The following is a 26,381-nucleotide window of genomic DNA, read 5'->3' as shown; positions in this document are numbered from 1 at the left end:
TGGAAGTGCTCTATTTTCGGGGCGGCTTGATGCACGTCCACGTTGTACCCTTGGCGGTTACCGTCCAGTAGTGCGAGGATCGGGCCCAGTTGACGGGCGCTGCGGACGGGAGACGGGCGGCATGGCCGAACTGCACGATCTGACGGCTCTGGAGCAGGCGGACGCGGTGCGCACGGGCACGGTGTCGCCCGTCGAGCTCACCGAGCACTATCTCGGGCGCATCAGCCGCCTCGACGACACCGTCGGCGCGTTCCTGACCGTCACGGGCGAACTCGCGCGCAAGCAGGCGGCCGACGCGGAGGCCGAGGCCGCGGCCGCCCGGCGCGACGGGAGCCCGCTGGGCCCGCTGCACGGGGTGCCGGTGCCCGTCAAGGACCTCGCCTTGGTCGCGGGAGTCCGCTGCACCTTCGGCTCACACGCCTTCGCCGACCACGTCCCGGACGTCGACGACCATGTGGTCACCAGGCTGCGCGGCGCCGGAACGGTGATGCTGGGCAAGACCAACACCCCCGAGTTCGGACTGCCCTGCTACACCGAGAACCGCCTCGCACCGCCCGCCCGTACGCCCTGGGACCTCGAACGGTCCGCAGGCGGCTCCTCCGGTGGCGCCGCGGCCGCCGTGGCCGCCGGACTGGCGCCCCTGGCCCACGGATCCGACGGCGGCGGCTCCATCCGCATCCCCGCCTCGGTGTGCGGGCTCTTCGGCATCAAACCGAGCCGAGGCCGGGTGAGTTCGGGCCCGGTACTGCACGACGTGAGCGGACTCGCCACCTCCGGCCCTCTCGCGCGTACCGTCGCCGACGCGGCGGCCCTCCTGGACGTGCTCGCCGGGCCGATGCCCGGCGACCCCTACGGTGTCCCGTCCCTGCCGCCCGGCGAGACCTTCCTGTCGGCCGCACGCCGGGAGCCCGGGCCGCTCCGGGTGATCGCCCTGGCCACCCCGCCCGTACCGGGGGTGGAGGTGCATCCGGACTGCCGGGCGGCCCACGACGCGGCGGCCGGGCTGCTGCGCGACCTCGGTCACCACGTCGACGAGATGGAACTGCCGGTCGACGGCCGGGTCCGTGAGGCGTTCGGACACGTCTGGGCGGTGATGGCGGCCCAGCGTCCCGTACCGCCGGAGAAGGAGGAGCTGCTGATGCCGCTCTCCCGCCATCTGCGCGCCACGGGCCGTCGTGTGACAAGTGCTCAGTTCGCGGAGGGCCTGTACGTCTTCCGCGCCTTCGCCCAACTCGTCGCGGACGTCCTGCTGTCGGAGTACGACGTGATCCTCACCCCGACGCTGGCGCAGCCGCCCGCGCCGGTCGGGGAGCTCCGGGACGACGACGATCCGTCCGCGGAGTTCGACGGGATGGCCGCCTTCACCCCGTTCACGCCGTTGTACAACGCCACCGGCCAGCCGGCCGTCAGCGTGCCGCTGCACTGGACGGACGAGGGACTGCCGATCGGGGTGATGCTGGGCGGCCGCTACGCGGACGAGACCACCCTCATCTCGCTGTCCGCCCAGCTCGAAGCCGCCCGGCCATGGGCGCGGAAGCGGCCCGCCGTCTGGTGACCGGCCTCGGGCCGGCACTCCGCCGCCGTCGCACGGCGGTTGGGCGCCGGTCGGAGTGAGCCCGGAGAGAACGCGCTCCTGACCGTGCCGGCCGCGGCCCGGCACCTGCGGACACGGGCGAAGAAGGACATGAGGAGGTTGCGGCCCCGGCTTCCGCCGGGGCCGCACCCAATCGCTCGGAGAGCACCGTCCGGCCTCGCCCGTGAGCGGTGCGGACGACGGCGTCGCGCTGTACCGACGGCGGGGGTTGGCCCGGGCCGCACGGTTGGCCCGGGCCGCAGCGCGGGCGTGCGGAAGGGGCGGGTGACCCGGCGACGGACGGCCCGTCAGAGCCCGGCCTGTCAGAGCCCGACCCGAAGACGTGACGGGTGGACGCCGCGCACAGCCGTGAGCGCCGTGCGCCAACCCGCGGCATCACCCTCGTCACGGCGTCGGGTTCGCGCCCACGCCGACGTGCCGCCTTGGAGTCGCCCGGAGAGCCGTCGCCCGGCGAGCCCCCTCGAACCGGCACTCGGCGGGCTGCGTGCCGCCGAAGCCTTGGCGGGGCGGCGTCCGGGTCACACGAAGGCGGGCCGGGTCGGACCGTTGTCGCGGGCGACCGGCGCGGCACCATGGCGTATACCCGGCCGCGGCCGGCCGACGAGGGGAGTGACCAGACGTGGGATCCGTACTGCCGGTCCTCTTCGCGCTCTGCGCGGCGCTCAGCAATGCGATCTCCACCGTGCTGCAACGGCACGCCGCGCTCAGCGTGCCCCGCTCCGACCGGTTCCGGGCCGGGCTGATCGCCGACCTGCTCCGCCGCCCCGTCTGGCTCGCCGGAATCCTCACCGTCATCGCCGCCGCCGTCTTCCAGGCTCTGGCGCTGGCCACCGGTGCGCTGTCGATCGTGCAGCCGCTCTTCGTCCTGGAGCTGCCGCTCACCCTGCTCGTCGCGTCACTGCTGATGCGCCGGCATCTGCCGAGTTCCGGCTGGTGGGCGGTGGTGTTCGTGGTGGTGGGGCTCGGCGTCGCGCTCGGTGCGGCCGCGCCGACGGCCGGCATCACCCACGTCCCGCTGGACCGTTGGGTGCCCGCCGTCGTGGGATGCGGAGCCGCCGTCTTCCTGCTCTCCGCCGCTGCACTCAAACGCCCCGAGGGCCGGGCCCGCGCGGCGTGCCTGGGAACGGCCGCCGCCATCAGCTACGCGCTCACGGCGGCCCTGATGAAGGCGGCCACCCACATCCTCGACGATCAGGGTGTGGGCGCGTTCTTCACCGCATGGCAGACCTACGCCTTCGCCGCGGTCGGGGTGCTCGCCCTCTTCCTCCTGGAGAACGCCATGCAGGCCGGCCCGCTGGTCGCCTCGCAGCCCGCGCTGACCCTGGGTGACGCGATGGTGAGCCTGACGCTCGGCATCCTCCTGTACGAGGAGCGCGTCCGGGGCGGCTGGTGGCTGCTCCCGGCCCTGGCGGGCGTGGCGCTCGTCGCCTTCGGGGCGGTCTCGCTGGCCCGGCTGCCGTTCACCAAGACCCTGGTGGCGCCGACGGAGGCACCGACGGACTCGGCGCGCGAGCTTCCCTGAGACCGCGTGGGCGTCCCTGAGACACCGAGCCGGAACCCCGGCCGGTCGAAGCCGACGTCGAGGGCACCTGCGGTGGCGGACGGCGCGTGGACCCCACGTGATGCCCCTGCCCGTACCGAAGCGCAGGACGGGCCCACCGCGCGCGCCGCAGGACGGCGCGGCCTGCTCGTGCGCGTGGCGATCACCGGTGGCTCCTGTGAGCATGGAACCGGCTCTTCACGCCCACGGCCCGGCCGGCGATCCGGGCGGGCCACGGACGAGGAGCGCCGGAACGGCCGGAGCAACAGCCGGAGGCGGAGCCGTCGCAGTGGCCGGAACGGCCGGAATCCGCGGCGGACCGGCGGCAGACATCCGGCACGGACATCCGGCGGGCGTACGGCGGACATACGAACGGTGGTCGTCATGCCGCACAACACGGTTGCCGCCGAGGCGGAGGCGGAGGGGCCGGACCCCGGCGCGCGACACAGCCCCCTCGTCCGGAAGGACACTCCGGTCCCGCCGGTGAGCGGGCCGGGCGCCCGGCCGGACCCCGTGGCGCGGCCGCGGGAGGGCGCGCACCTGAATCCGAGCGGCGACCCATTGCTGGCGGCGAAGTTCTCGGTGCCCGCCGTGTCACGGACGCATGTCGGACGACAGCGGCTGCTGGACCGGCTGACAGCCGGTACCGCCGGGCCGCTCACCGTGATCACGGGACCGGCGGGCGCCGGCAAGACCACCCTGGCCGCCTCCTGGGTCCGCACGGGCCGCTCTCCGGGGCCCGTCGTGTGGCTCACCGTGGAGCCCGACGACAACGCCCCCGGCGTCTTCTGGGCGTACGTCCTCGGAGCGTTCCGGTACCACCGGGTGCCGTTGCCGCAGGAGGTGGGCAGTCCCTCGCGGGCCGAGGACGTTGAGCACTCCTTCCTGGTCCGGCTCGCGGCGGCGCTCGCCGGTCTGCCCCGGCCGGCGGTCCTCGTCCTCGACGGCCTGGAACGGACCTCGGCCCGCGAGGTGGCCTCGGGCCTGGACTTCGTCCTCGGCCATGCCGGGGGACGGCTGCGTCTGGTGCTGGTCAGCCGCGTCGACCCGCCGCTCGCGCTGCACCGGTACCGCGCCGAGGACCGGATCTGCGAGATCCGCGGAGCGGAGCTGGCGTTCGCACCGCACGAGGCGGCAGCCCTGCTGCGCCGCCACGGGCTGTCCCCGGCCGAGGACAGCATCGGAGTGCTGACGGGCCGCACCCGGGGCTGGGCCGCCGGGCTCAAGCTGTGCGCCCTCGCCCTGCAACGCGCCGACGACACCGAGGCGTTCGCACGGTCTCTGGCAGCCTCCCAGCACGCGGTCGCCGACTACCTGATGACCGAGGTCCTCGGCGCCCAGGCCGCCGCCACCCAGGACCTGCTGGTCCGTACGAGCATCCTGGACCGGGTCCATCCGCGCCTCGCCGACGCCCTGACCGGCCGCGACGACGCCGAAGGGATCCTGGCGGGCCTGATCCGGGCCAACGCCTTCGTCGAGCCGATCGGCGACACGGCCTGGTGCCGGTACCATCCGCTGTTCGCCGAGGTCCTGCGGGCCCATCTGCGCAGCAGCAGCCCCGCGCTCGTACCGCGGCTGCACCGGCAGGCCGCGCACTGGCTCGCCGGCCACGACCGGCCCGCCGACGCGGTGCAGCACGCCGCGGCCGCGGGCGACTGGGACTACGCCGCCGGCCTCCAGGTCGGCCATCTGGCGATCGGCCGCCTGCTGACCGGTCCGGACAGCCACCGGCTGGAGCGCACGTTCGCCGCGATGCCGGACGACGACGCCGGGGGGACCGCCCGGGCGCTCTGCGCCGCGGCCTGCGCGCTCGCCGACGACGACCCCGTCACCGCCCGGGCATGGCTCGATGCCGCCCGGGACCGGACGGACGGTGACGGAACGCCCGAGGAGCAGCTTGCGCACACCCTGCTCCGCCTGCTCGCCGACGGCACGGAGAACGCCGGAGCCGGCCTCCCGGCCGCCGAGGTCCTGGCCGAACGGGCCGCGGAGCTCATGCGACGGATGGCGCCCCGCCGGCTGCGGCAGCACCCCGAGATCGAGGCCCTGCGCCGCTACGGGCGGGCCCGCGCACTCCTGGCGGCCGGACGCGCAGGCGATGCCCGGCAGGCCTTCGCCGCCGCGGTGGCGGCCTCCACAGCTGATCCGGCCCGGACGGTCCGGCATCTCGCTCTGGGCCGGCTGGCCCTGGTCGAGGCCGTCGGCGGAGCACTGCGGGAGGCCGAGGCCCACGCCGAGGAAGGCCTCGGGACCACCGAGGAGTACGGGGCGACGCTGCACCCCCGTCCCGGCGTCTGCCATCTCGCGCTCGCCGTGGTGGCATGGGAACGCGGTGACGCCGGGACCGCGCGCCGTCGGCTCGACCGCGCCGAGGCCGCTTCGGGAACGGCCCACGATCCGCTCTGCGCGGCCGAGGCCGCGCTGCTCCGCGCTCGACTGGCGGCGGCGCGCGGCGACACGGAGTCGGCGTCGGCCGTGCTCGCCGCCGCGGTCGACACGGGTGCGGCGAGCGCGGGCCTCTGGACATCCGGTCGCATCGCCGAGACCCGCTCCGCCGTGCACCTGGCGCGCGGCGACCCGGCCGCGGCCCTGGACGTGCTGCGCGACGGGCCCTCCACGGCCTCGCACACGGTCGCCCTCGCGGCAGCCCACCTGGCCGCCGGGGACACGGGACGGGCCACACGGCTGCTGGACTCCGTCGACGGGGGCGGTGAGGCGAGCGTGGCCGACCGGGTGCGCAGCCTGCTCCTGCGCGTGGCGGCCACGGCGGGGGAGGGGAACCCCGCCGTGGCCGGCGGGTATCTCTCCCGCGCCCTCGACACGGCCCGCCCGGAACGGCTCCGCCGCCCCTTCGGCGAGGCCGGCCTCCGGCTGCGACCGCTGCTCGCACGCTCGCCGGAGCTCGCCGCCGCGCACCCCTGGCTCACCGGGCGCGCCGGAGCCGCCGACAGGGCCGTCGGCGCCCGCGGCACGGGTGCAGGCACACAGGGCGCCTCCGTACGCCCGTCTGCCGTCGACGGACTTACGGCCGGCACCGACGGACGTACGTCCGGCACGACAGGCCGCCCGCCCGGCGCGAAGGCGTACGTACCCGCTACCGACGGCAGCCCGCCCGGCGCAGGCAGCCGCAGAGTCGTCACGGCCGGACCTGCGACCCTCGCAGGCGTGGGTCCGTCCGGAGCCGACAGCCGCACGGCCGCCCTCGACGGCCGCGCAGCCACCCCGGGCGGTCGTGCGGCCGGATCCGCTGGGCGGGCGGGGCCCTATGGCGGGCGTGCGGCCGTCCCTGACGGGCATGCGGCCGGCTCCGACGGCGGTCCAGCGGCCCCCGGCAGCCGTTCGGCCGCATTCGACGGGCGGACGACATCGCTCGCCGGGCGTCCGGCCGCGCCCGGCAGTGCCGTGGCCGCCCCCGACGGACGGCGGCCGGGATCCCCGGCCGGGCGTGCCGCCGGGCCCACGGCCGGATCCGACGCACGACGGGCAAGCCCCGTCGGACGCAGCGCGGCGTCCGACGGGCGGACGGCCGCCCTCGACGGACGTACGGCCGGTACCGCCCCGGCCGACCGCACCGACGGGCAACCGGTGCTCGTGGAGGAACTCAGCCAGCGCGAGCACGACGTGCTGCGGTGCGCCGCGGAGATGATGTCCACCGAGGAGATCGCCGCCGAGCTGTTCCTGTCCGTCAACACCGTGAAGACGCACCTCAAGAGCATCCACCGCAAGCTGTCGGTCACCCGCCGCAGCGAGGCGGTCAGACGCGCACGGGAGGCCAACCTGCTCTGAGCCCGGCGTACCGGACGGCGGGTCACCTCATCCGGGTGATGCGGCACCGGCGCCTCCCGCGGAGCATGCTGGAAGAGGCCCCAAGCCCAGGGGAGTAGGCGCATGCGCTACGAGTTCCGCGTCACCGGCCGGCTGTCCGGGGCCCTCGCCGATGCGTTCCCCGAGCTGGAGAAGGTCGCGGTGCCCGAACAGACCCTCCTCTTCGGCCCGGTCACCGACGAGGCGCACCTGTACGGACTGCTCGGACGCTTCCACGACCTCGGCCTGCATGTCCTCGAGATGCGCCGGCTGCCCGAGGGACCCGCCCACGGCACGAGCGAGGAGGCGTCGCCATGACAGCGATGAGGGAGGCTCACGGCAGGACGTCACCGAGCGTGCCGCTGACGCCGGAGGAGCGGGCGGAGCGCGGCAAGGCGGCCCGTACCAAGGTGCCGCGGGCGAGCCACGCGCTGTTCGAACCACCCCCGGACCGGCCGGACCCGGTGGACGTCATCGAGCGCCAGTCCGCCATGCGAGTGCCGGAGCTCGTGCCGATCCGCTACGGCAGGATGCTGGAGTCGCCGTTCAGGTTCTACCGGGGCGCCGCCGCGATCATGGCCACCGATCTCGGCGCCATGCCGAACACCGGCATCGTGGCACAGCTGTGCGGGGACGCCCACCTGCTGAACTTCCGCCTGCTCGCCACGCCCGAGCGGCATCTGATCTTCGACATCAACGATTTCGACGAGACGCTGCCGGGGCCGTGGGAGTGGGACGTCAAACGTCTCGCGGCGAGCCTGGTCATAGTCGGCCGGGCCAACGGCTTCTCGGTCAAACAGCGCGGTGACTTGGTCCGCAAGACCGTGGAGTCGTACCGGGAGTCGATGCGCGCCTTCGCACGGATGCGAAACCTCGACGTCTGGTACACCCGGGCGGACACCGAGGCGATCCGGGCGATGATCCAGGACGAACTGGACCGGAGCAGCAGCGAACGCTTCGACGCGGCGGTCGAGAAGGCACGGGGCAGGGACAACCTCCAGGCCTTCGGGAAGCTCACCGAGATCGTCGACGGCAGGAGGCGCATCGTGCCCGATCCACCGCTCCTGTCCCGGCTGGAGGACCTGCTGCCCGATACCGAGCGGGACGCGCTGGAGCACCAGCTCGAGCACATCGTCCAGCGGTACGGCCGGACGCTCTCCTCGGACCGCAGACACCTGCTGGGGCAGTTCCACCTCACGGACGTGGCACGCAAGGTGGTCGGGGTCGGCAGCGTGGGCACCCGCTGCTGGATCCTGCTCATGCTCGGCCGGGACGACGAGGACCCGCTGCTGCTCCAGGCCAAGGAGGCGGACCGGTCCGTCCTCGCTCCGTTCGCGGGTGGGAGCGAGTACGACAACCAGGGCGAGCGGGTGGTGTGCGGGCAGCGGCTCATGCAGGCCGCCGGCGACATCTTCCTCGGCTGGGACCGGACCACCGGCATCGACGGGCGGGAACGCGACTTCTACCTGCGCCAGCTGCGCGACTGGAAGGGCATCGTCCGCCCGGATCTCATGACGCCGCGCCAGCTGCAGTTCCTCGGCCGGATGTGCGGCGCCACCCTCGCCCGTGCCCATGCCCGCTCCGGCGACAGGATCGCGATCGCCGCCTACCTGGGGCGGGGCCCGGTCTTCGATCGCGCGCTCGCCGAGTTCGGGGAGGCCTACGCGGACCAGAACGAGCGGGACTTCCGGGCGCTGGCCGACGCCGCGCGCACGGGGCGGGTCGAGGCCGTGGGCGATTCACCCGTCCCGGGTGAGCAGCCCGGCGGGGGATGAACCCAAGCTGGGGTGAGCGGACGCCCGGCATCCGGACGCCCGAAGTCCGAACGGAAGCGGCAGGAGGGCTGCCATGGACGGCAATCTGATCCTCGCGTACGACTACCCGGTCCTGGGGACCTTCTGGACCATCATGTGGTTCTTCCTCTGGTTCCTGTGGCTGCTTTTGCTGTTCCGGATCATCTTCGACATCTTCCGGGACCACGACATGAGCGGATGGGCCAAGGCGGCCTGGCTGTTGTTCGTCGTGATCATCCCCTTCCTGGGCGTGCTCGTGTACGTGATCGTCCGCGGCAGGGACATGGGCCGGCGCGAGATCGAGCAGGCCAGGCAGCAGCAGGCCGCCATGGACCAGTACATCCGGGAGACCGCGGGGACCTCCGGCAGCGGCGCCGACGAGCTGGCCAAGCTGTCCCAGCTCAAGGCCAAGGGGGACATCACCGAGCAGGAGTTCCAGCAGGCCAAGCAGAAGCTGCTGCAGTGAGGCACGCCGCTCCGCCGAGTCGGGCGGGCGTTGCGGTGCCGGCGGCCGTTGCGGCGGGTCCGGGCCGCCGGCCCCGCGCCCGGCCGGTGGGGTCGGTCCGGTCGGTCCGCTCGGTCCTGCCGGGCCGGCCTGGCCCGGTCAGTCCAGCCAGTGCCGCCGGCCCAGGCCGACGAGCCGAAGCCGGCGCCTGGCGAGTTCCATGACCTCCTGCTCCTCGTCCGGGCCGGCTTCCAGGAAGGCGGACGCCGTCATCACCATGAGGTCGACGTAGAGCCCGGCGAGCATCCGCAGATCCGTGTCGCTCCAGCCCGCCGAGCCGGGCTGGGCGGCGAGCTCCTCGGTCACCTCCCGGACGAACCTGTCCAGTTGGTCCTGGATCGCCTCCCGTACGCGCTGCACTCCGCTGTGCATCTCCCGGGCGGCGAAGCGGACATGGGCGGGATGTTCCCGCACGTGCCGGGCGATCAGGTCGACGGTCTGGGCGATGCGTTCCTCGCTGTCGCCGGTGGTGGCGAGCGTGGTCCGGATCATCCGGTGCAGGCCGCCGAGGACCTCCTCGACGAGTGCCACGCCGAGGTCGGCGGTGTCCCGGAAGTGCCGGTAGAAGGCGGTCGGGGCGATGCCCACGGCACGGGTCACCTCCCGCAGGCCCAGGCTGCTCAGGCTCTGGTCCTCCAGGAGTTCCAGCGCGGCGTCCAGGAGCGCCTGACGGGTCTTCTGCTTCTGGGCCTGTCGGATGCCGAGGGTGTGACTCATTCCATGAGTAAACAGCCGTTCTCTCGAATCCGAAAGACTAGACTGAGTAGTCAGTGAACAGTTGTAGCCATGGCTGTTCACCCAAGCTGCGAGAGAAGGCATCATGCTGTTCATCGTTGCCGCCCTGCTCCTGCTGGGCGTCGTCCTGGGCACGGTGGCCCATGTCCCGGTCGGCGTCAGCCTGGCCGCGGCCGTCGCCATCGGATGCTGGCTGCTCGGCTTCGCCGTGCGCGAGCGGTACGCCCGCCGTCGGTACGACCACTGAGAACCCCGTCGAGGAACCCGTCATGGATCTCACCGCATCAGCCCGTACCCGTACCCGCCCCCCGGCCGGCACCGCACAGGCCGACAGCATGGCCGTCGCCTCGTTCGTCTCGGGCCTGCTGGGCCTGCTCGTGATGAACATCTTCCTGGGACCGGTCGCCATCGGCCTCGCCGTCCTCGCCCTCAGGGCCGGCACCGCCCGGCGCGGACGGGCGTTCCTGGGGCTCGCCCTGGGCCTCTCGGACCTGGCCGTCCTCGCCCTGCTCTCCTGGGCGGACCGGACGGTGTCCTGGTCCCTGGGATAGCCCCCGGACACCCCCTTATGTGACCCGCCCCAGCCGCTCCCGCGGGGCCAGCGGGATCTCGCACCAGACCTGCTTGCCCCCGCTCAGGGGCACCGCACCCCAGGACGCCGTGGTCGCCTCGACGATGAGCAGGCCACGGCCGCCGGTCGCCTCCCAGTCCACGTCGGTCGGTTTGACGGGACTGCGGGGGGAGGCGTCGTTCACGGCGATCCGCAGCCGGTCCGCCGACAGGACCAGATCCAGGCCCACCTCTCCCTGGGTGTGCGCGATGGCATTGGTGACCAGCTCGGACACCACCAGCAGCGCGACGTCCAGCTCCTCCACCACGTCCCAGGAGCGCAGCGTGCGGGCCGTGAAGCGGCGGGCGTGCTGGACCGCGTTCGGCAGCCGCCACACCGTCCAGTGGGTGCGCAGCGGCCGGACCCGCGTCCCGTCGTAGCGGAGCAGCAGCACGGCCACGTCGTCGTCACGCCGGTTGGAGCTGCCGAGCAGTTCGTCCGCGACCCGTCCGGGATCGCTGGTGTCCGCAGCGGCGAGCATGGCGCAGGCCCGGCCCATGCCCACCTCGAGCGGGAGGTTCGCCGATTCCACCAGACCGTCCGTGAGCAGGACCAGCAGGGTGCCGGGGACCAGGCCGGCCTCCGTCATGGGGAACTCCGCGTCCGCCACGATCCCCAGCGGCGGGCCGCCCTCGACCGTCAGCTCCTCGGTGTTCCCTTCCGGATGACGCAACAGGGGAGGCAGGTGCCCCGCCCGGACGAACTTGGCGATCCCCTCCTCCATGTCCAGGTCCACGTAGACGCATGTGGCGAACAGATCGGTGTCCATGCCGACGAGCAGACGGTTGGCGCGCGCGACCACGACATCGGGCGGGTGGCCCTCCACCGCGTAGGCCCGCACGGCCGTGCGCATCTGGCCCATGATCGTGGCGGCTCCGGCGCTGTGCCCCTGCACATCACCGATGACCAGCGCCACGTGTCCGTCGGAGAGCGGGATGACGTCGTACCAGTCACCGCCCACTTCGAGCCCGACCGTGGCCGGCAGATAGCGGGCGACGGCCACGCCACCGGGCAGCGCCGGCAGCTTGCGGGGCAGCAGGCTGCGCTGCAGCATCCTGGCGAGTTCGTGTCCGGCGTCCAGCGCGTGGGCGCGCATCAGGGCCTGGCCCACCAGCGCCGCGCTGGCCGTCAGCAGGGAGCGTTCCTCCGGGCCGAACCGGTGCTGCTGGTCCCAGCCGACCAGGCACACCCCCACCATCCGGCCTTCGGCCGGCAGCGGCAGCACGGCGAGGCCACCGGGACCGATGCCCTCGAGGCCCGGCTCCAGCCGGGCGCCCGGCGGCCACAGGCTCACATGCCCCTCGCGCAGCGCGTTCTCCAGCGAGGGCAGGGCGTGACGCGAGGCGTCCGGCCACTCGGACCGCCATTCGGCCCGCCACGCCTCCGGCCAGGCGTCCGGCTCGGGAGGATCGAGGACCGTCACCACCAGCCGGTCCGTCTCCAGCTCGGCGACCGCGACCCGGCTGGCCTGCAGCGGTTCGCGCAGGGCCGAGACGACGGTGCGGCTGACGTCCCGGATGGTCGTGGCCCCCGCCAGCTTGGCGGACAGCCGCTGGACGATCGAGACCTCGTCGGCGCTGGGACGCAGATAGGAAGCGTCGGCGACCACGCCCAGCATGCGCTCCGGGTTGCCGTCGGCATCGGGCAGCACCCGGCTGCGCAGGCCCAGCCAGCGCTGTTCGCCGCCCGGCTTGCGGATGCGGAAGGCCAGCTGCTGCCCGTCGAGCGGAGTTCCCGGTTCCACGATCGCCATCAGCGCGGGCACGTCGTCCGGGACCGCGCACGCGAGCAGGGAGTCCACGTGGCCGTCGAACTCCTCCGGAGTGATGCCGATGAGCTCCAGCACCTGGGCGTCCGCTTCCATGGCGCCGGTCGTGAGCTCCAGGATGAACGCGCCGCCCTGCGAGGGCACCAGGGCCTGGCCGGCGCCCAGATGCGGGCGGGCCTCGGTCCGGGTGGTGACGCGGGCGGCGACCCCCTCGATGCCGGCGGCGACCTGGTCCGCGTACAGCTCCAGCAGCTTGCGGCGGTCGGAGTCGAAGCCGTCGGCGACCTCCCCCATCACGATCAGACAACCGAGCTCCTTGGCGCCCCGCAGCAGCGGCAGAGCACCCAGCGAGGTCTTCGTCGGCGCGTTCCGGGCGCTCTCCCGGAGCAGCACCGTGTCCGGACCGATGTGCGGTCCGGACAGACCGTAGGCAGCCAGGTCCTCCGGGCCCAGCCACACCGCCCGGCCCTCGCGCAGCGCGTCCGCGGCGGGGGAGGGCGCGTCCACCGCGAGGACCGCCGGCAGGCCGTACGAGGCCGCACGGTTCCCGACCACCTCGGCGAGGTGCAGTTCGTCGCCCCGCTCGGCGAGCACGTAGACAGCGGCCAGCTCGGCCCCGCAGAAGGCGAAGTGTTGTCTGCTCAAAGCCTGCACCGCCTCCAGACGCGGGACACGCTGCCCGGGCGCCACGGCGGTCGCGTCCGCGGAGCGGGCTCTCCGCACGGAGAGCGCGCTCCACGGACGAGCCGGCCTCCGGCGTCCACCTCCATGCTGCGACGCACCCGACCCCGGGAGCGAGTCAGGAGAGTGCGGAGGCGCCGCCGACGACGTCCCTGGGCCCGTAGAGTACGGCGTTTCCGGCCCGTCCGGACCCCGACCGGCGAGTAGGCCTCGGGACCTGTCGGCCGGAGGGAGGGGGAGCGCGGCGGGCGCCCGACAGGGCCGGATCACCCCGTTTCCGCGGTTCCCAGGCCGTCCTCACGCACCCGCAGGGCCAGGTCGATCTTCGTGTAGGCGGGGCGCCCCGCCTGCTGGTACTTCTCCTTGACCCGGTCGAGGTAGTACTTGGCGGTGTTCGGGGTGATCCCGGCGCGGCGGGCCGTGGCCTTGAGCGTCAGCCCGGACGCGTAGTCGCGGAGCACCTCCAGTTCCTTCGGCGACAGCCGGGGACGGGCCGGACCGGTGTCCCGCGCCCAGGCGAACGCCAGCTCGGGGGAGTGCGCCGTACCGCCTGCCGCGACCTCCTCGACCGCGCTCACCAGCGACTTCAGGTCGTTGTCCTTGGTCAGATAGCCGTCGGCGCCGGCGGCCACCGCGGCCACGATCCGGGCGTGCTCCGCGACCGTGCTGATGACCAGCACCCGGCTGCCGGCCGCCCGCAGCCTCCGGATGTTCCCGGCCGGCTCCGAGCCGTCGCGCAGCAGCAGGTCCAGGAGCACCACGTCCACGGCTCCTCCGGAACCGGCTGCGCCCGTCCCGGCCAGCAGGTCGTCCACCGTCGACACCGCCGCGACCAGCCGCACCGCCGGTACGTCGTGCAACCAGGCGCTCAGCCCGTCGAGCAGCATCCGGTCGTCGTCGACCACCGCCACCCTGATCACGCCGGCCATCGCAGTTCCACCCGGGCACCCTCTCCCGGGGTGCTGTCCACATCGGCCGTGCCGCCGATCTCCCGCATCCGCGCGCACACCGAACGCCGCAGCCCGAGACCCTGCGTCACTGCCAAGGGGTCGAAGCCGGCACCCTGGTCGACGACGGTCACGACCGCCCGGCCGCCGTCCCCCACCGCGGTCACGAACGCGTGTCCCGTACCGGCGTGCCGCACCACGTTATTGAGGGCCTCGGTCACGGCGTCACCCAGAGCGGCGGCGACGTCCACGGGCACCCTGGGCAGATCGTGGTACTGCGTGGTGACGCGCAGTCCGAGGCCCTCCGCGGACCGGACGGCGTCCTCCAGCGCAGCGGCGACGTCCGGTGGTGACTCCGGGGCGGACGTCGACTGGACCAGACGCCGCAGGTAGGCCGCCTCCTGGGCACAACGCCGTCGCATGTCGGGCGAGTTGGCGTCGACGGTGCCGCTCGCGATCGTGGTCAGGGTGGCGAGGACCGTGTCGTGCAGGGCGCGGTGGTGCGCGATCCGCTCGGCGTACCGGGCCCGCCGGGCCTCCGCGGTCATCGCCTGTTCGGTCGCGGCGTCCAGGAGGCTGCCCTGCCGGCGCAGGTACCACCAGAACACCCACGCCATGACCGCGGAGGCCACCACGGAGTTGAGATGACCGCCGACCACCGCCCCGGCGGCGCCGGTCAGCCGGTAGCCCAGGAAATGGGTCAGCCCCAGCAGCACCACCACCGCGACCACGGCCGACCGGCCCAGCGTCACGGCGGCGGCCGCGCTCGACGAGCCCCCGAGGAGCATCACCCAGGCCATCGACTCCGGTTGGCGCGCACCGCCCCACAGGTAGGCGACGAACGGCAGTGTGCAGCCGGTCAGCAGGACGTCGGACCACACGCACCACGAGGAGAACCAGCCCCGCGAACGGGCCGTGCCGTACACCAGGGCACTGCACCCGACGGCCGTACCGAGCGCGAGCCACGCAACGGGCGTGGTGCGCTGGTGCTGGAGGACGGCGAGCAGACCGACGGTGAGATGACTCGCCCGGTACATCATCGTGGCCAGGACCATGAACCCCTGGGCCCGTTGCAGCCCCGATCCGATCCCCACGCCCATGCCGCCGCACCCCATGTCCTGTCCCGCCCCGGCCTCGTTTGCGCAACCCCCCGGAACAGGCGGTACTGCCGACGGGCGGAGCCCGCTAGCTTCAGGTCCCGACGGGCAGCGCACACGGTGACGGGCGCGACGCACTCACCGCGTGCCCGTCACCGGCAATGAGATCACCGGGCCCTCGGATCGGGGAAGGAGCAGGCGAAACGTGGCTCGATTCCTGCGGCACGGTGTCCTGGCCGCCCCCGTGGAGCCGCTGCCGTCGGCTGCCCCCGCTGCCGCCGGCACACCCGCGAACGTGGCGGCCCGCTGCCCGGCCCCGCCCGACGCCCCGGCCGTTCACCGGGCCACGCCTCGGACGCCCGGCGGTGTCCACGAGCCCGTGGCGCATCCCGTCGCGCACCCGCCCAGGTGCGGGCACCCGGCCGGAACGTCCGCCGGGCCGACGTGCCCCGGTACCGCCATGGCGGCTTCCGGGGCTGACCGACCACCTTCAGGGGGAAACCGGGGGAGCGGTGCTGGTGCCCGGTGGCAGGGGAGGCCGCCGGGCACCCGCCCGCACGTCCGACCACCGGCCCGCGGTCTCGGCTACGGGGCCCCGGAACGGGCCGGGAGTCACGCCGCCCGCACGGTCCGCACCCCCGGGCGGCCGACTGCTGCCGCCGCGCCCGGCTCAGCCGGCCCCGTCACTTGACGGAGCCCGCCATCACCCCCTCCACGAAGTGCCGCTGGAAGACGAAGAACACCACGACCGGCACGATCAGGGAGAGGAAGGCCCCGGGCGCCAGGACATCGATGTTGCTGCCGAACTGCCGTACCTGCGACTGGAGTTCCACGGTGAGCGGCTGGCTGGAACTGTCGGCGAACAGCAGGGCCACCAGCATGTCGTTCCACACCCAGAGGAACTGGAAGATCGCCAGGCTGGCGATGGCCGGGCGGCCGACGGGGATCACCAGCCGGGTGAAGATCCGCCACTCGGTGCCGCCGTCCATGCGGGCCGCCTCCAGCATCTCGCGGGGGATGTCCGCGAAGTAGTTGCGGAGCAGGAAGACGGCGAACGGCAGTCCGTAGGCGACATGGAAGAGGACGACGCCGGGGATGGTGCCGAACAGGCCGAGCTGGCCGAAGAGTTTGGCGACCGGGAGCAGGCCGATCTGCACGGGCACCACCAGCAGGGCCACCACCATCAGGAAGAGCCAGTCCCGGCCGGGGAACTCCAGCCAGGCGAAGGCGTATCCGGCCAGCGCGGCGATGACGATCACGAGCGCCGTCGCCGGTACGGAGATCAGCACGGTGTTCCAGAACGCCTGGGTGATCCCGGCGTTGTCCAGCAGCGCCGTGTAGTTCTCCAGGGACAACTGGTTCGGTGCGGCCAGCGCGGTCCACCAGCCGCCGGACGCGTTCTCCTCGGCGGAGCGGAGCGAGGAGAGCAGCAGACCGGCGAGCGGGGTGATCCAGACCAGGCCGACGACGACCAGGAACGCCTGCACCACGGTGGTGCCCAGACCGCGGGTGAGCCGGCCCGCCACGCTGCCGCGGGGTGGCCGGGTGGCGGCGGGCGGGGGCGTCGGTGCGGTCTTCACGGGCCTGGTGACAGCAGTGCTCATGACTGACTCCTGCGGAAGCGGCGGACGTTGAAGACCATGGCGGGGACGACCAGCAGCAGGAGCAGCACGCCGAGCGCACTGCCGAGGCCCTGGTCGTTGCCGCCGCCGAAGGACACCAGCCACATCTGGGTGGCCAGGACGGTGGCGTCCTGCTGCACCGGGCCCGGAGCGATGATGTAGATCAGGTCGAAGACCTTCATCACGTTGATCACCAAGGTCACGAAGACCACGGTCAGGATGGGCGCGAGCAGTGGCACCGTGATCCTGCGGAACACCTGCCACTCGTTGGCCCCGTCCATCCGGGCCGCCTCCAGGGTGTCCCGGGGCAGGGAGGACAGGCCGGCGCCGACGAGGACCATCGCGAATCCGGTCCAGATCCACAGGTAGGCGCCGATGATGGCCGGGGTGACGAGGGCCGGACCGAGCCATGACACCCCCTCGTACGGCGGGGCGAAGTCCTCGGCGGGGAGCCGGAGGGTGTACGAGCCCGCGGGCAGGTCCGCGAGGCGGAAGGATCCGTCGGACGCGGTGGTGGCCGTGGCGACGGTGCGGCCGTCGCGTACGGCCTCGACCGTCATGCCGGGCAGTCCTCGTTCGCCCCGGTCGACCTTGCCGGGCGTCCCGGCGCCCGCCGGGGTGAAGTCCAGGTGGACGACTCCGCGCAGCTCGCGGGCGCCGGCCGTCGCGGCGGCCGCGTCGTACGCCGGCCGTGCGCCGGCGGGAAGGTCCTTGACCGGTACGCCGACGAGCCCGAGGGCGACCGTGCTGCCGGGTGAAACGGCCCGGGCCGTACGGAGGGACCCGTCCTGGTCCTTGGTCAGCCCCTGCCCGTCGCGGGCACGGGCGGTCGGGTACGACGTGGCGTTGTCGAAGGCGTCGTGCACACCGACGACCGCGGCGTTGAGCACGCCCTTGTCGGGGTCCTCCTCGTAGGCGAGCCGGAAGATGATCCCGGCCGCCAGGAAGGAGACGGCCATCGGCATGAACAGCAGCAGCTTGAACGCGGTGGCCCAGCGGACCTTCTCCACGAGCACGGCGAGTATCAGTCCGAGCCCGGTGAGCAGGGTGGGCGCCACCACCACCCAGATGGTGCTGTTGCGGATGGCCCGCAGCGTGGCCGGGTCGCGGAACATCTCCAGGTAGTTCTCGCCGCCGACGAAGCGGGTGCCGGTGGCGTCGAAGAGGCTGCGGCCCACCGAGAACAGCACGGGGTAGACGACGAGCGCTCCCAGCAGGAGCAGTGCGGGAAGGATGAAGATCACGGCGGTGACCCGCCGGCGTCGCTGTGCGCGACGCCGGGGGTCTGCCGTCCCCCGCCCCGCGGCCGGGGCGGGTGCGGGGGCGATGACAGTGGTCATGACGGTCGCCTCAGCCCTTGTACGCCTTGGCCGCCGCGTCCTCCAGCTGTGCCGCGGTCGCCTTCGGGTCCGAGGGGTCGCGCAGGAAGTCCTGGAGGAGCTTCCACTCGCCGGCTCCCTTGGTGCCGCCGAACGCGGCGGGGGCCTGGTCGGACATGTCGAAGCGCACCGAGTCGCCGGCCTCGATCAGCGACGCGGCGGTCTTCCGCGTGGTGTCGTCGCCGTAGGCGGCCGGGTCGAGCTTCTTGTTGGGGGAGAGGAAGCCGCCTGCCCCGGCCCAGACCGCGGCGGCCTCGGGGGTCGCCAGGTACTCCAGGAACGCCATGGCCGCCTTCTGGTTCTTGCCGTCCTTGAGGACGACCGCGGCGTCACCGCCGCTGACCACGGGGGCCTTCCCACCGGCGACGGCCGGGAACGGGAAGAAGTTGGCGTCCTCACCGATCTTCTTGCCGAACTGGTCCTTCGCGATCCCGGCCACGAAGTCGCCCTCGTAGACCATGGCCGCCCCGGGGCGGGGGCCGAAGACCTTCTCGACGGAACCGGGGAAGTCGGTTCCGAGGGCCTCCTTCTGGCCGCCGGCGACCAGCGTCTTGTCGGAGAAGAGCTCGCCGAGGGTGGTGAGGGCCTTCACCACGGTGGGGTCGGTCCACTTGATCCGGTGCGCGGCGAGTTCGTCGTACTTCTCGGGCCCGGCCTGCGACAGGTAGATGTTCTCGAACCAGTCGGTGAGCGTCCAGCCGTCCTCACCGGCGACGGAGAAGGCCGGCAGACCCGAGTCCGAGACGGTCCGGCCGGTCTTCAGCATCTCCTCGAAGGTCTTCGGGGGCTGGGCGCCGGCCTGGGTGAGCGCCTCCGGGCTGTACCACACGGTCGACTTGTGCGCCGCCTTGAAGTACAGGCCGTACAGGGTGCCGTCGACGGTGCCGTACTGCTTCCAGACACCGGCGAAGTTGGCGTCGACCGCCTTGACGGTCGTGTCGGACAGCGGCTTCAGCCACTTCTGCTTCGCGAACTGCTGGAGCACACCGACCTGGGGCACCATGACGACGTCGGGGGCGTTGCCGCCCTCGATCTTGCTGCCGACGACGGTGGAGACGTTGTCACCGGTGGAGACGAACTGGGTCTTGGCACCGGTCTTCGTGGTGAAGGCGTCCAGCACCTTCTGGAAGTTCTTCTGCTCGGCGCCGGACCAGACGCCGGCGACGGTGATCGTCTGGCCGGCGAGTTCCTGGCCGCCGCCACCGCCGGCGGCGGTCACCGGACCGCCGCCGCAGGCGGTCGCACCGAACGCGAGGGTGAGGGCGGAGCAGCCCGCGAGTGCCATGCGTCGTCGCATCATTGTTGACATCCCTTCGGGGACAGGGGGGGGTGGAGTCGGGCTCGGGAGAGGGCTCGTACTTCTTCGGGGACGGGGATTCAGGGGGCGGTGCCGTCGGTGATCCACCAGGCGGCGGTCGAACCGGGCAGGACACCCGGCGGACAGGGGGCGCTGGACAGCAGCGGGGCGCCGTGGACGGGCGCGGGCTCGGGGGTCGTGCCGAAGTTGACGGCGCAGACCAGCCCGTCGCCGCGGGAGAAGGCGAGCACACCGGGCGCGGAGTGCAGCCACCGCAGCGTGCCCTCGCCCAACTGCGGGAGACCACGCCGCAGTTGCAGCGCGTCGCGGTAGAGGTGCCAGAACGAGCGGGTGTCGGCGAGGGCCCGGTCGGTCGCGTGCTCGGCGAACCACCCCGGCTGCGGCAGCCACGGCTTGACGCCCTCGGCGCCGGAGGTGAAGCCGAAGGGGGAGGCGTGCCCAGACCACGGCAGCGGCACCCGGCAGCCGTCCCGGACGCGCGCCCGGCTGCCGGTGCGCCGGAAGATCGGGTCGGTGAGCACCTCGTCGGGCAGGTCCACGACCTCGGGCAGGCCGAGTTCCTCGCCCTGGTAGATGTAGGCGGCGCCGGGCAGCGCCAGCATCAGCAGCGCGGCCGCGCGGGCCCGGGCGGCGCCCAGGCCGCTGCCCTCGGTGCCGGACTCGCCGTACCGGGTGACGGTCCGCACCTGGTCGTGGTTGTTGAGGACCCAGGTGACGGTGGAGCCGGTGCCGGCGATGTCCTGCATGGCGTCGGAGACGACCTTGCGGAACGCCTCGGCGTTCCAGGGGGCGCCGAGGAGGTCGAAGAAGAAGGCCTGGTGGAGCTCGTCGGGGCGTACGTACAGGGCGTGTTCGCGGGCGGTCGGCACGGACACCTCGCCGACCAGCAGCCGCTCCCGGCCGTCGCGTGCCGTGTACTCCTCGCAGACCGACCGCCAGTGCCGCCACACGTCGTGGACCTCGGGCTGGTTCCAGGCGAGCGGGTTGACGGAGTCGCGGGTGCGGGCGTCGGCCTCGGGGTCGGGGGAGTCCGGCAGTTCGGGGTGCTTGAAGAGCCCCGCGGCCACGTCGATGCGGAATCCGTCGACGCCCCGGTCCAGCCAGAAGCGGAGGACGTGGTCGAAGTGCGCTCCGACCTCGGGGTTGCGCCAGTTCAGGTCCGGCTGCTCGGGCGTGAACATGTGCAGGTACCACTGCCCGGGGGTGCCGTCGGGCTCGGTGACGCGGGTCCAGGCGGGGCCGCCGAACATCGCGTGCCAGTTGTTCGGCGGTTCCGAGCCGTCGGGGCCGCGGCCGTCCGCGAAGTGGAAGCGGGCACGGGCGGCGCTGCCGGGCCCCGCGGCGAGGGCCGCGCGGAACCACTGGTGGTCGCTGGAGCAGTGGTTGGGGACGACGTCGAGCAGCACCTTGATGCCGAGCCGGTGTGCGTCCCGGACGAGCAGGCCGAACTCGGCGAGGTCGCCGAAGACCGGGTCCACATCGCAGTAGTCGGCGACGTCGTAGCCGTGGTCGTGCTGCGGGGAGGGGTAGAAGGGGCTCAGCCAGATGCCGTCGACGCCGAGCTTCTTCACGTACGGCAGTCCGGCCCGGACACCGGCGAGATCGCCGATTCCGTCACCCGTGCTGTCCAGGAAGCTGCGGACGTAGACCTGGTAGATCACTGCGTCGCGCCACCAGCGCTGCGTGTGGCGGTGCGAGAGGCCGTCTCCGGCCGTGGCTGTGAGCATCACCCGTTGACCTTGTTTCTGCGTGAAGGGTGCGCGTGCCCGAAGAGGTGGGCTGCGGTTATGCATGCATGTTAAGTAGCGATGACGAGAGAGTGTCAACGGTGATGCAGAAAACGCTCATTAGTTGGGGTGGTATGTACCGTTTTGTCGCGCACCATGATGAAGGCCCGCCTACTTAACAGGTAAGTAGGCGGGCCCTGGAGGTGAAAGGGACGCGTGGTTCAGTCGTGGCGGGCGACGGCCGCCAGCTCCGCGGCGAGCCGGCGCACGGCCTGCGCCGGCGTCTGGTGCTGCGCCATCGCGTCGTGCACCACGGCCTGCACCACCAGGCTCACCTGCTCGTAACGGGGGCTCTTGGGCCGTGGCGCGGCCGCCAGCACCCCTGAACGCAGCACGGGCAGGTACGGGAACCTCCGGACCAGCTGCGGGTCCTCGTACAGCGCCGCCCGTACCGGTGGCAGCGCCCCCTCGGTGAGCACCTTCCGCTGCACCGGGTCACTGGTCAGATAGGCGAGCAGATCGTTCGCCGACTCGCGGTGCCGGGCGTGCGAGCTCACCGCGAGATTGGACCCGCCCAGCATGCTCGTGCCGGGCCCGTCGGGCCCCGGCAGCGGGACCGCACCGAACTTCCCCGCCACCTTCGACTCCTTCGCCGAGGCGCCCGCGTAGGCGTACGGCCAGTTCCGCAGGAAGAGCAGCCGGCCGTTCTGGAAGGCCTGCCGCGACTCCTCCTCCTTGTACGTGAGCGCCTCCCGGGGGATCCACCCGTCCCGCACGCCCCGGGCGAGGAAACCGATCCCCTCCCGGGCCGCCGCGGAGTTCACGGTCACCCGCTCGCCCTCGTCACCCAGCACCGTGCCCCCGGCCGAGTAGACCGCCTCCGACGCGTTCACCGTCAGCCCCTCGTACGGCAGGAACTGGCCCGCGTAGCCCCCGATGCCGTACTTCGGCGCGACCGTCCGGGCCTGCCGTTCCAGATCCGACCAGGTCCGCGGCGGCTGCTCGCGCTCCCGGTCGAGCAGGTCCTTGCGGTAGAAGAGCATGCCCGCATTCGTCACGTACGGCACGGCGTAGAGCCGGCCGTCGTACGTCGCCGTGTCCACCACGGGAGGCAGGAAGCTGCGCAGCGGGAAACGGTCCGGCTCCAGCGCGGAGATCCAGCCCGCCGCCGCGAACTCCGAGGTCCAGGCGACGTCGATGTTGAGGATGTCGAAACGGCCGCTGCCCGACCGCAGTTCGCTGACCATCTGCGCACGGGTCTCGTCGGCCGAGTCCGGCAGCTCCACGAGGGTCACCCGCTCGCCGGGACGGCTGCGGTTCCACCCTTCGAGCAGCGGGCCGAGATAGCCCGTGAGATCGCCCGCCGTGGCCAGCGTCATCGGGCCCCGGTCGTCGTCGGGCGCCCTGCCCATGTGCCCGACGGACGCCGCCTGCCCGGCCAGGAGAACCGCCGCGACCAGGAGACCCCTACCCGCGGCACGTATCCACCGCATAGGTTCCTCCCAGTGCACCTGCGCCGGGCACCCTCGCCCGGCGACACGGGCATGTATACCTGTTAGGCATGGGCGATACTAGAGCCCACCGCACTTTACGGGGGCGATCCGGGCCACAACAGCCACGGTCCGTGCCGCCCTCGGGCAGACGAGCAGGCGGACGACGCCGGGGAGGAGAGCACGAGTGCGCCTGGCCCTCCTGGCCCTCCTCGCCCGCGGCCCGGCCCACGGCTACGAGCTGAAGCAGGACCTTGAGCAACTGCTGGGGTCCGCGTACCCTCAGCCGAACGTCGGCCAGATCTACGTCACCCTCGGCCGGCTGGAGAAGTCCGGACTCATAGTGGGCGAGGAAGTCGCCCAGTCGAGCCGGCCCAACAAGAAGATCTACCACCTCACCGAGGCCGGACGGGAAGCGCTCGCCGCCTGGTTCGAGGACACGGCGGACGAGCCACGGGTCCGGGACGACTTCTTCATGAAGCTCGCCCTCGCCCCGCGGACCGGACTCGCCGACCAGATCGCCCTGATCAACAAACAGCGACGCGAGTACCTCAACACCATGCGCAATCTGTCGAAGCTGGCCGCGACCGAGAACCGGGACAACCGCATCGCCCACCTACTGATCGAGGGAGCCATGCTGCACCTCCAGGCCGACCTCGACTGGCTGGAGCGCTGCCAGGAGGAGCTCGAGGAGCTGCGATGAGCGACACCACCGACTCCGTCCCCCTGCTGCGCGCCGAGGGCCTGGTCAAGACCCACCACGGCGAAGGCGCACCCGCGCACGCCGTGCGCGGCGTCGACCTGTCCGTACGCCGCGGCGAGTTCGTGGCCGTCACCGGCCCGTCGGGCGCCGGGAAGTCGACACTGCTGCACCTGCTCGGCGGCCTCCAGCGCCCCGACGGCGGCACCATCCGGCTCGACGGCGAGTGCACCGACTCCTGGAGCGAGGCCCGCTGGGCGGTGGAACGCCGACGCCGGATCGGCATCGTCTTCCAGTTCTTCAACCTCGTGTCGAACCTCACCGTCGCCGACAACGTCGAACTGCCCGCCCTCCTCGCCGGGACCTCCGCACGCCGGGCCCGTGCCGAGCGGGAGCAGCTCCTTGCCGACCTCGGCCTGGAGGGCAAGGAACGCAGCATGCCCGGCGAGCTGTCCGGCGGTGAACAGCAGCGCGTCGCCCTGGCCCGGGCCCTCGTCAACCACCCCCGGCTGCTGCTCGCCGACGAACCGGCCGGCAGCCTCGACAGCAAGGGCACCCGCGAGGTCATGCGGCTGCTCTCCCGGTTCCACCAGCGCGGCCAGACGATCCTCCTCGTCACCCACGACGCGCGCATGGCCAGCGCCGCGGACCGGGTGATCAGCTTCTTCGACGGACGGATAGCCGACGACGCCGAGCTCGGCGGCACACCGGCCGGCGGCAGGGGCCTGTCCGGCGTCCTGGAACTGAGGGACTGACCCGTGCGGGCCACTCTGCGCTGGGCACACGCCGACCTGCGCACCCACCGCGGCGAGGCGCTCTTCATCGTCCTCGCCACGGCCGGGATCATCGCCTCGCTGCTGCTGGCCGGCGCGCTGTTCGGCTACGCGACCAACCCCTGGCAGCGCGTGTTCGCCCAGTCCCACGGGGCCCACGTCTGGATCCACACCCTGTCCTCCGCCGACACTGACCGGCTCGCCGGCCTCGACGGCGTCGAGGCCGTGTCCGGTCCCCACCGCACCGCTTCCGCCGCCCTGGAGTCACGCGGCGCCCGCGCCACCGTGGAACTGCGCGCGGCGACCGGCCGGCCTCCCGCGACCGGCCGTCCCCTGATCGCCGCCGGCCGGTGGCTCGACCCCGGCACCCCCGACGGCGTCGTCCTCGAGAGCAGCCTCGCCCGGGCCCTGGTCGCCGCGCCCGGCGACGTCCTCACGCTCCCCGGCGGCGGCCCCACCCTGACCGTCGTCGGCGTCGCGGACAGCGCCGAGCCCCGCTACCGGCCCGGCGAACGGTCCGGCACCGTGTGGGCGCTGCCGCCCGTGGTGCAGCGGACGCACGACCGGCCGGGACAGGTCGTCGGCCTCCGCCTCACCGATCCCGCCGACACCGACTACGCGGTGCAACGCGCCGTCACCGCTCTCGGCGCGGGAGCCGTCACCGACGTCAGCGACTGGCGGCAGGCCCGCTCCGAGGCCCAGGACGACACCAGGCTGCTCGGCCAGGTGCTCGGAATCTTCGGACTCGGCGCACTCGTCGCCGCCGCCCTGGCCGTGTTCGGTGCCATCGGCACCAGGGTCCGCGGCCACCTCAGGGACATCTCCGTCCTGAAGGCCGTCGGATTCACCCCGGGCCAGGTGGTCCGCGTCTTCCTCGTCCAGCACCTGGCCCTCGCGGTGCTCGGGGCGCTGTTCGCCACGGTCCTGACACAGATGGTGGGCAGCAGGCTGCCCGGCCGGCTCGGTGACGCCGTCGCCGTGTGGCAGGGCATACCGGGGTACACCGCGACCCTGGTCACCGTGCCCGTCGCCGCGGTCCTGTTCATCGGCGGGACCACCTGCCTCGCCGCCTGGCGTGCCGGACGGGTGCCGCCCGTCCCCGTGGTCCCGGCGGCCGCGCCGGCCGGCGGACGGCTGTCCGGCCCGGCGCGCAAGGCCCTCGGACGCGGCCTCCCGCCGGCCCTGGTCCTCGGCTGGCACCGGGCCTTCGCCCGCAGCCCCCGGTCCCCGGCGACCATCGCCCGCCTCGCACTGCCCCTGCTGCTGATCACTGTCGCCCTGAGCGCCTGGACGAGCATCAGCCGCTTCGAGAGCACGCCCGAAGAGCTCGGCCGCGCAGCCGAGCTCACCGCCCGCGCGGACAAGGGCCTCGACGACCGGGAGGCACGGGCGCTGCTCGCCCGGGATCCCCGTGTCGCAGCCGCCCACCCCGGTGTCGAGGTCGCCGCCCTGGTGCCCGGCCAGACCGGCACCATCGCGCTGCGCGGCCTCGGTACCCGCCAGGAGCCGTACCCGTTCACCGTCGCCGAGGGCAGGGCGCCCCGCGGACCCGACGAGGCGGTCGCCGGACAGGGACTCCTCGACCTGCTGGACGTCCGCGTCGGCGACTGGGTGCGCACCACCGTCGGCGGGCACCCCCAGGTCCTGCACATCGTCGGCCGGAGCATCGAGCCCGACAACGGCGGCCGCGTCATCTCCGCCTCACTCGACACCCTCCGAGAGAACGATCCGGCGCTCCGGCCCACCCTCTATCGGCTCCGGCTGGACCCAGGTGCGGAGGGCGGCAAGGTCGGGGCCGCGCTGACGGACGCCTCGCGGGGGAGGCTCGACGTGCACGAGGTGCCCGACCCCGCCGACCGGTTCGCCCCGATGCGCGGCGTCGTCGTCGGACTGATCGCCGTACTCGCCCTGATCGGCCTCATCGAACTGTCGACCGCGATCGGCGGAACCGTACGGGAAGGCGAACGGGACCTGCTGGCGCTCAAGGCGATCGGACTGTCCCCACGGCAGATCACGGCCGTCACGGTCACCGCCGTCGGCTGCACCGCCCTCGCCGCCGCGGCCGTCGGCGCGGCGCTGGGCGTGCCCCTCGCCCGCTGGCTCATCGACACCGAGGGCCGGCTGAGCGGGGTCGGTGCCGGTATCGCCCATGCGCCGTCGGCTCTCCACCTCCTGTTCCTGACCGTGGCTGCGGTACTGGGTGCGGTCGCTTTCTCGGCGCTGCCCGCCGCTCGCGCCGCGCGCCGCAGGCTCGCGGACAGCCTGAGCGCCGTCGCCTGACTCCGTACGCCCCCGCGA

20 protein-coding genes are annotated in these 26,381 nt (G+C 73.1%); 11 read left to right on the top strand and 9 right to left on the bottom strand.

The window, feature by feature from the left end:
• Positions 1–121: 121 nt before the first annotated feature.
• From ACZ4Z5_RS08575 to ACZ4Z5_RS08550, 6 genes are all read left to right on the top strand, one after another.
• Positions 122–1,555 (top strand): amidase, encoded by a 1,434-nt coding sequence (locus ACZ4Z5_RS08575; RefSeq protein ID WP_468258563.1) that lies wholly within the window; start codon positions 122–124, stop codon positions 1,553–1,555.
• Between the two features lie 658 nt (positions 1,556–2,213).
• The gene (locus ACZ4Z5_RS08570) at positions 2,214–3,116 is read left to right on the top strand and encodes a DMT family transporter (RefSeq protein WP_468258561.1); all 903 of its coding nucleotides are present in this window, start codon (positions 2,214–2,216) and stop codon (positions 3,114–3,116) included.
• A 402-nt stretch (positions 3,117–3,518) separates the two neighbouring features.
• Positions 3,519–6,920 carry a winged helix-turn-helix domain-containing protein gene (locus ACZ4Z5_RS08565; protein ID WP_468258559.1) on the top strand — a complete coding sequence of 1,134 codons (3,402 nt, stop codon included), beginning with the start codon at positions 3,519–3,521 and terminating at the stop codon, positions 6,918–6,920.
• Positions 6,921–7,022: 102 nt separating this feature from the next.
• Entirely contained in the window at positions 7,023–7,256 is a 234-nt protein-coding gene (locus tag ACZ4Z5_RS08560) for a hypothetical protein (protein ID WP_468258556.1), read from the top strand.
• Entirely contained in the window at positions 7,253–8,713 is a 1,461-nt protein-coding gene (locus ACZ4Z5_RS08555) for a DUF2252 domain-containing protein (protein WP_468258553.1), read from the top strand. The genes ACZ4Z5_RS08560 and ACZ4Z5_RS08555 overlap by 4 nt, the downstream gene beginning before the upstream one ends.
• A gap of 73 nt (positions 8,714–8,786) precedes the next feature.
• Entirely contained in the window at positions 8,787–9,197 is a 411-nt protein-coding gene (locus ACZ4Z5_RS08550; protein WP_468258550.1) for an SHOCT domain-containing protein, read from the top strand.
• A 138-nt stretch (positions 9,198–9,335) separates the two neighbouring features.
• On the opposite strand, the gene ACZ4Z5_RS08545 is transcribed toward ACZ4Z5_RS08550, so the two are convergent.
• The gene (locus ACZ4Z5_RS08545) at positions 9,336–9,953 is read right to left on the bottom strand and encodes a TetR family transcriptional regulator (RefSeq protein WP_468258547.1); all 618 of its coding nucleotides are present in this window, start codon (positions 9,951–9,953) and stop codon (positions 9,336–9,338) included.
• Between the two features lie 103 nt (positions 9,954–10,056).
• Between ACZ4Z5_RS08545 and ACZ4Z5_RS08540 the strand changes: the two genes are divergently transcribed.
• On the top strand, positions 10,057–10,218 hold the full coding sequence (locus tag ACZ4Z5_RS08540; protein WP_468258544.1) for a hypothetical protein: 162 nt from the start codon (positions 10,057–10,059) through the stop codon (positions 10,216–10,218).
• A 22-nt stretch (positions 10,219–10,240) separates the two neighbouring features.
• Positions 10,241–10,522 (top strand): DUF4190 domain-containing protein, encoded by a 282-nt coding sequence (locus ACZ4Z5_RS08535; RefSeq protein WP_468258541.1) that lies wholly within the window; start codon positions 10,241–10,243, stop codon positions 10,520–10,522.
• A 15-nt stretch (positions 10,523–10,537) separates the two neighbouring features.
• On the opposite strand, the gene ACZ4Z5_RS08530 is transcribed toward ACZ4Z5_RS08535, so the two are convergent.
• The 8 genes from ACZ4Z5_RS08530 to ACZ4Z5_RS08495 form a co-directional block, all read right to left on the bottom strand.
• Positions 10,538–12,994 carry a SpoIIE family protein phosphatase gene (locus ACZ4Z5_RS08530; protein WP_468258538.1) on the bottom strand — a complete coding sequence of 819 codons (2,457 nt, stop codon included), beginning with the start codon at positions 12,992–12,994 and terminating at the stop codon, positions 10,538–10,540.
• A gap of 302 nt (positions 12,995–13,296) precedes the next feature.
• Positions 13,297–13,959: a response regulator transcription factor gene (locus ACZ4Z5_RS08525; protein ID WP_468258536.1), complete on the bottom strand. Its 663-nt coding sequence runs from the start codon at positions 13,957–13,959 to the stop codon at positions 13,297–13,299.
• The gene (locus tag ACZ4Z5_RS08520; protein ID WP_468258533.1) at positions 13,947–15,077 is read right to left on the bottom strand and encodes a sensor histidine kinase; all 1,131 of its coding nucleotides are present in this window, start codon (positions 15,075–15,077) and stop codon (positions 13,947–13,949) included. Before ACZ4Z5_RS08520 ends, ACZ4Z5_RS08525 begins: the two co-directional genes overlap by 13 nt.
• A gap of 680 nt (positions 15,078–15,757) precedes the next feature.
• The gene (locus ACZ4Z5_RS08515; protein ID WP_468258531.1) at positions 15,758–16,678 is read right to left on the bottom strand and encodes a carbohydrate ABC transporter permease; all 921 of its coding nucleotides are present in this window, start codon (positions 16,676–16,678) and stop codon (positions 15,758–15,760) included.
• Positions 16,675–18,036 (bottom strand): ABC transporter permease subunit, encoded by a 1,362-nt coding sequence (locus ACZ4Z5_RS08510; protein ID WP_468258529.1) that lies wholly within the window; start codon positions 18,034–18,036, stop codon positions 16,675–16,677. Before ACZ4Z5_RS08510 ends, ACZ4Z5_RS08515 begins: the two co-directional genes overlap by 4 nt.
• A gap of 10 nt (positions 18,037–18,046) precedes the next feature.
• Positions 18,047–19,375: an ABC transporter substrate-binding protein gene (locus ACZ4Z5_RS08505; protein ID WP_468258526.1), complete on the bottom strand. Its 1,329-nt coding sequence runs from the start codon at positions 19,373–19,375 to the stop codon at positions 18,047–18,049.
• Between the two features lie 77 nt (positions 19,376–19,452).
• Positions 19,453–21,120: a glycoside hydrolase family 13 protein gene (locus ACZ4Z5_RS08500; protein ID WP_468258523.1), complete on the bottom strand. Its 1,668-nt coding sequence runs from the start codon at positions 21,118–21,120 to the stop codon at positions 19,453–19,455.
• 221 nt (positions 21,121–21,341) lie between these two features.
• A complete protein-coding gene (locus tag ACZ4Z5_RS08495; protein ID WP_468258520.1) occupies positions 21,342–22,613 on the bottom strand; it encodes an ABC transporter substrate-binding protein in 1,272 nt (423 codons plus the stop codon).
• A gap of 184 nt (positions 22,614–22,797) precedes the next feature.
• On the opposite strand from ACZ4Z5_RS08495, the gene ACZ4Z5_RS08490 reads away from it, so the two are divergent.
• Genes ACZ4Z5_RS08490 through ACZ4Z5_RS08480 form a run of 3 tightly spaced genes read left to right on the top strand, consistent with a single transcriptional unit; the run spans position 22,798 to position 26,363 of the window.
• Entirely contained in the window at positions 22,798–23,313 is a 516-nt protein-coding gene (locus ACZ4Z5_RS08490; protein ID WP_468258517.1) for a PadR family transcriptional regulator, read from the top strand.
• Entirely contained in the window at positions 23,310–24,065 is a 756-nt protein-coding gene (locus ACZ4Z5_RS08485; RefSeq protein ID WP_468258513.1) for an ABC transporter ATP-binding protein, read from the top strand. Before ACZ4Z5_RS08490 ends, ACZ4Z5_RS08485 begins: the two co-directional genes overlap by 4 nt.
• A 3-nt stretch (positions 24,066–24,068) precedes the next feature.
• Positions 24,069–26,363: an ABC transporter permease gene (locus ACZ4Z5_RS08480; protein ID WP_468258509.1), complete on the top strand. Its 2,295-nt coding sequence runs from the start codon at positions 24,069–24,071 to the stop codon at positions 26,361–26,363.
• The last annotated feature ends 18 nt before the right edge of the window (positions 26,364–26,381 follow it).

The organism is Streptomyces sp. NPDC030222, assembly GCF_055573115.1.
This window is presented reverse-complemented; position numbering and strand designations above follow the sequence as displayed.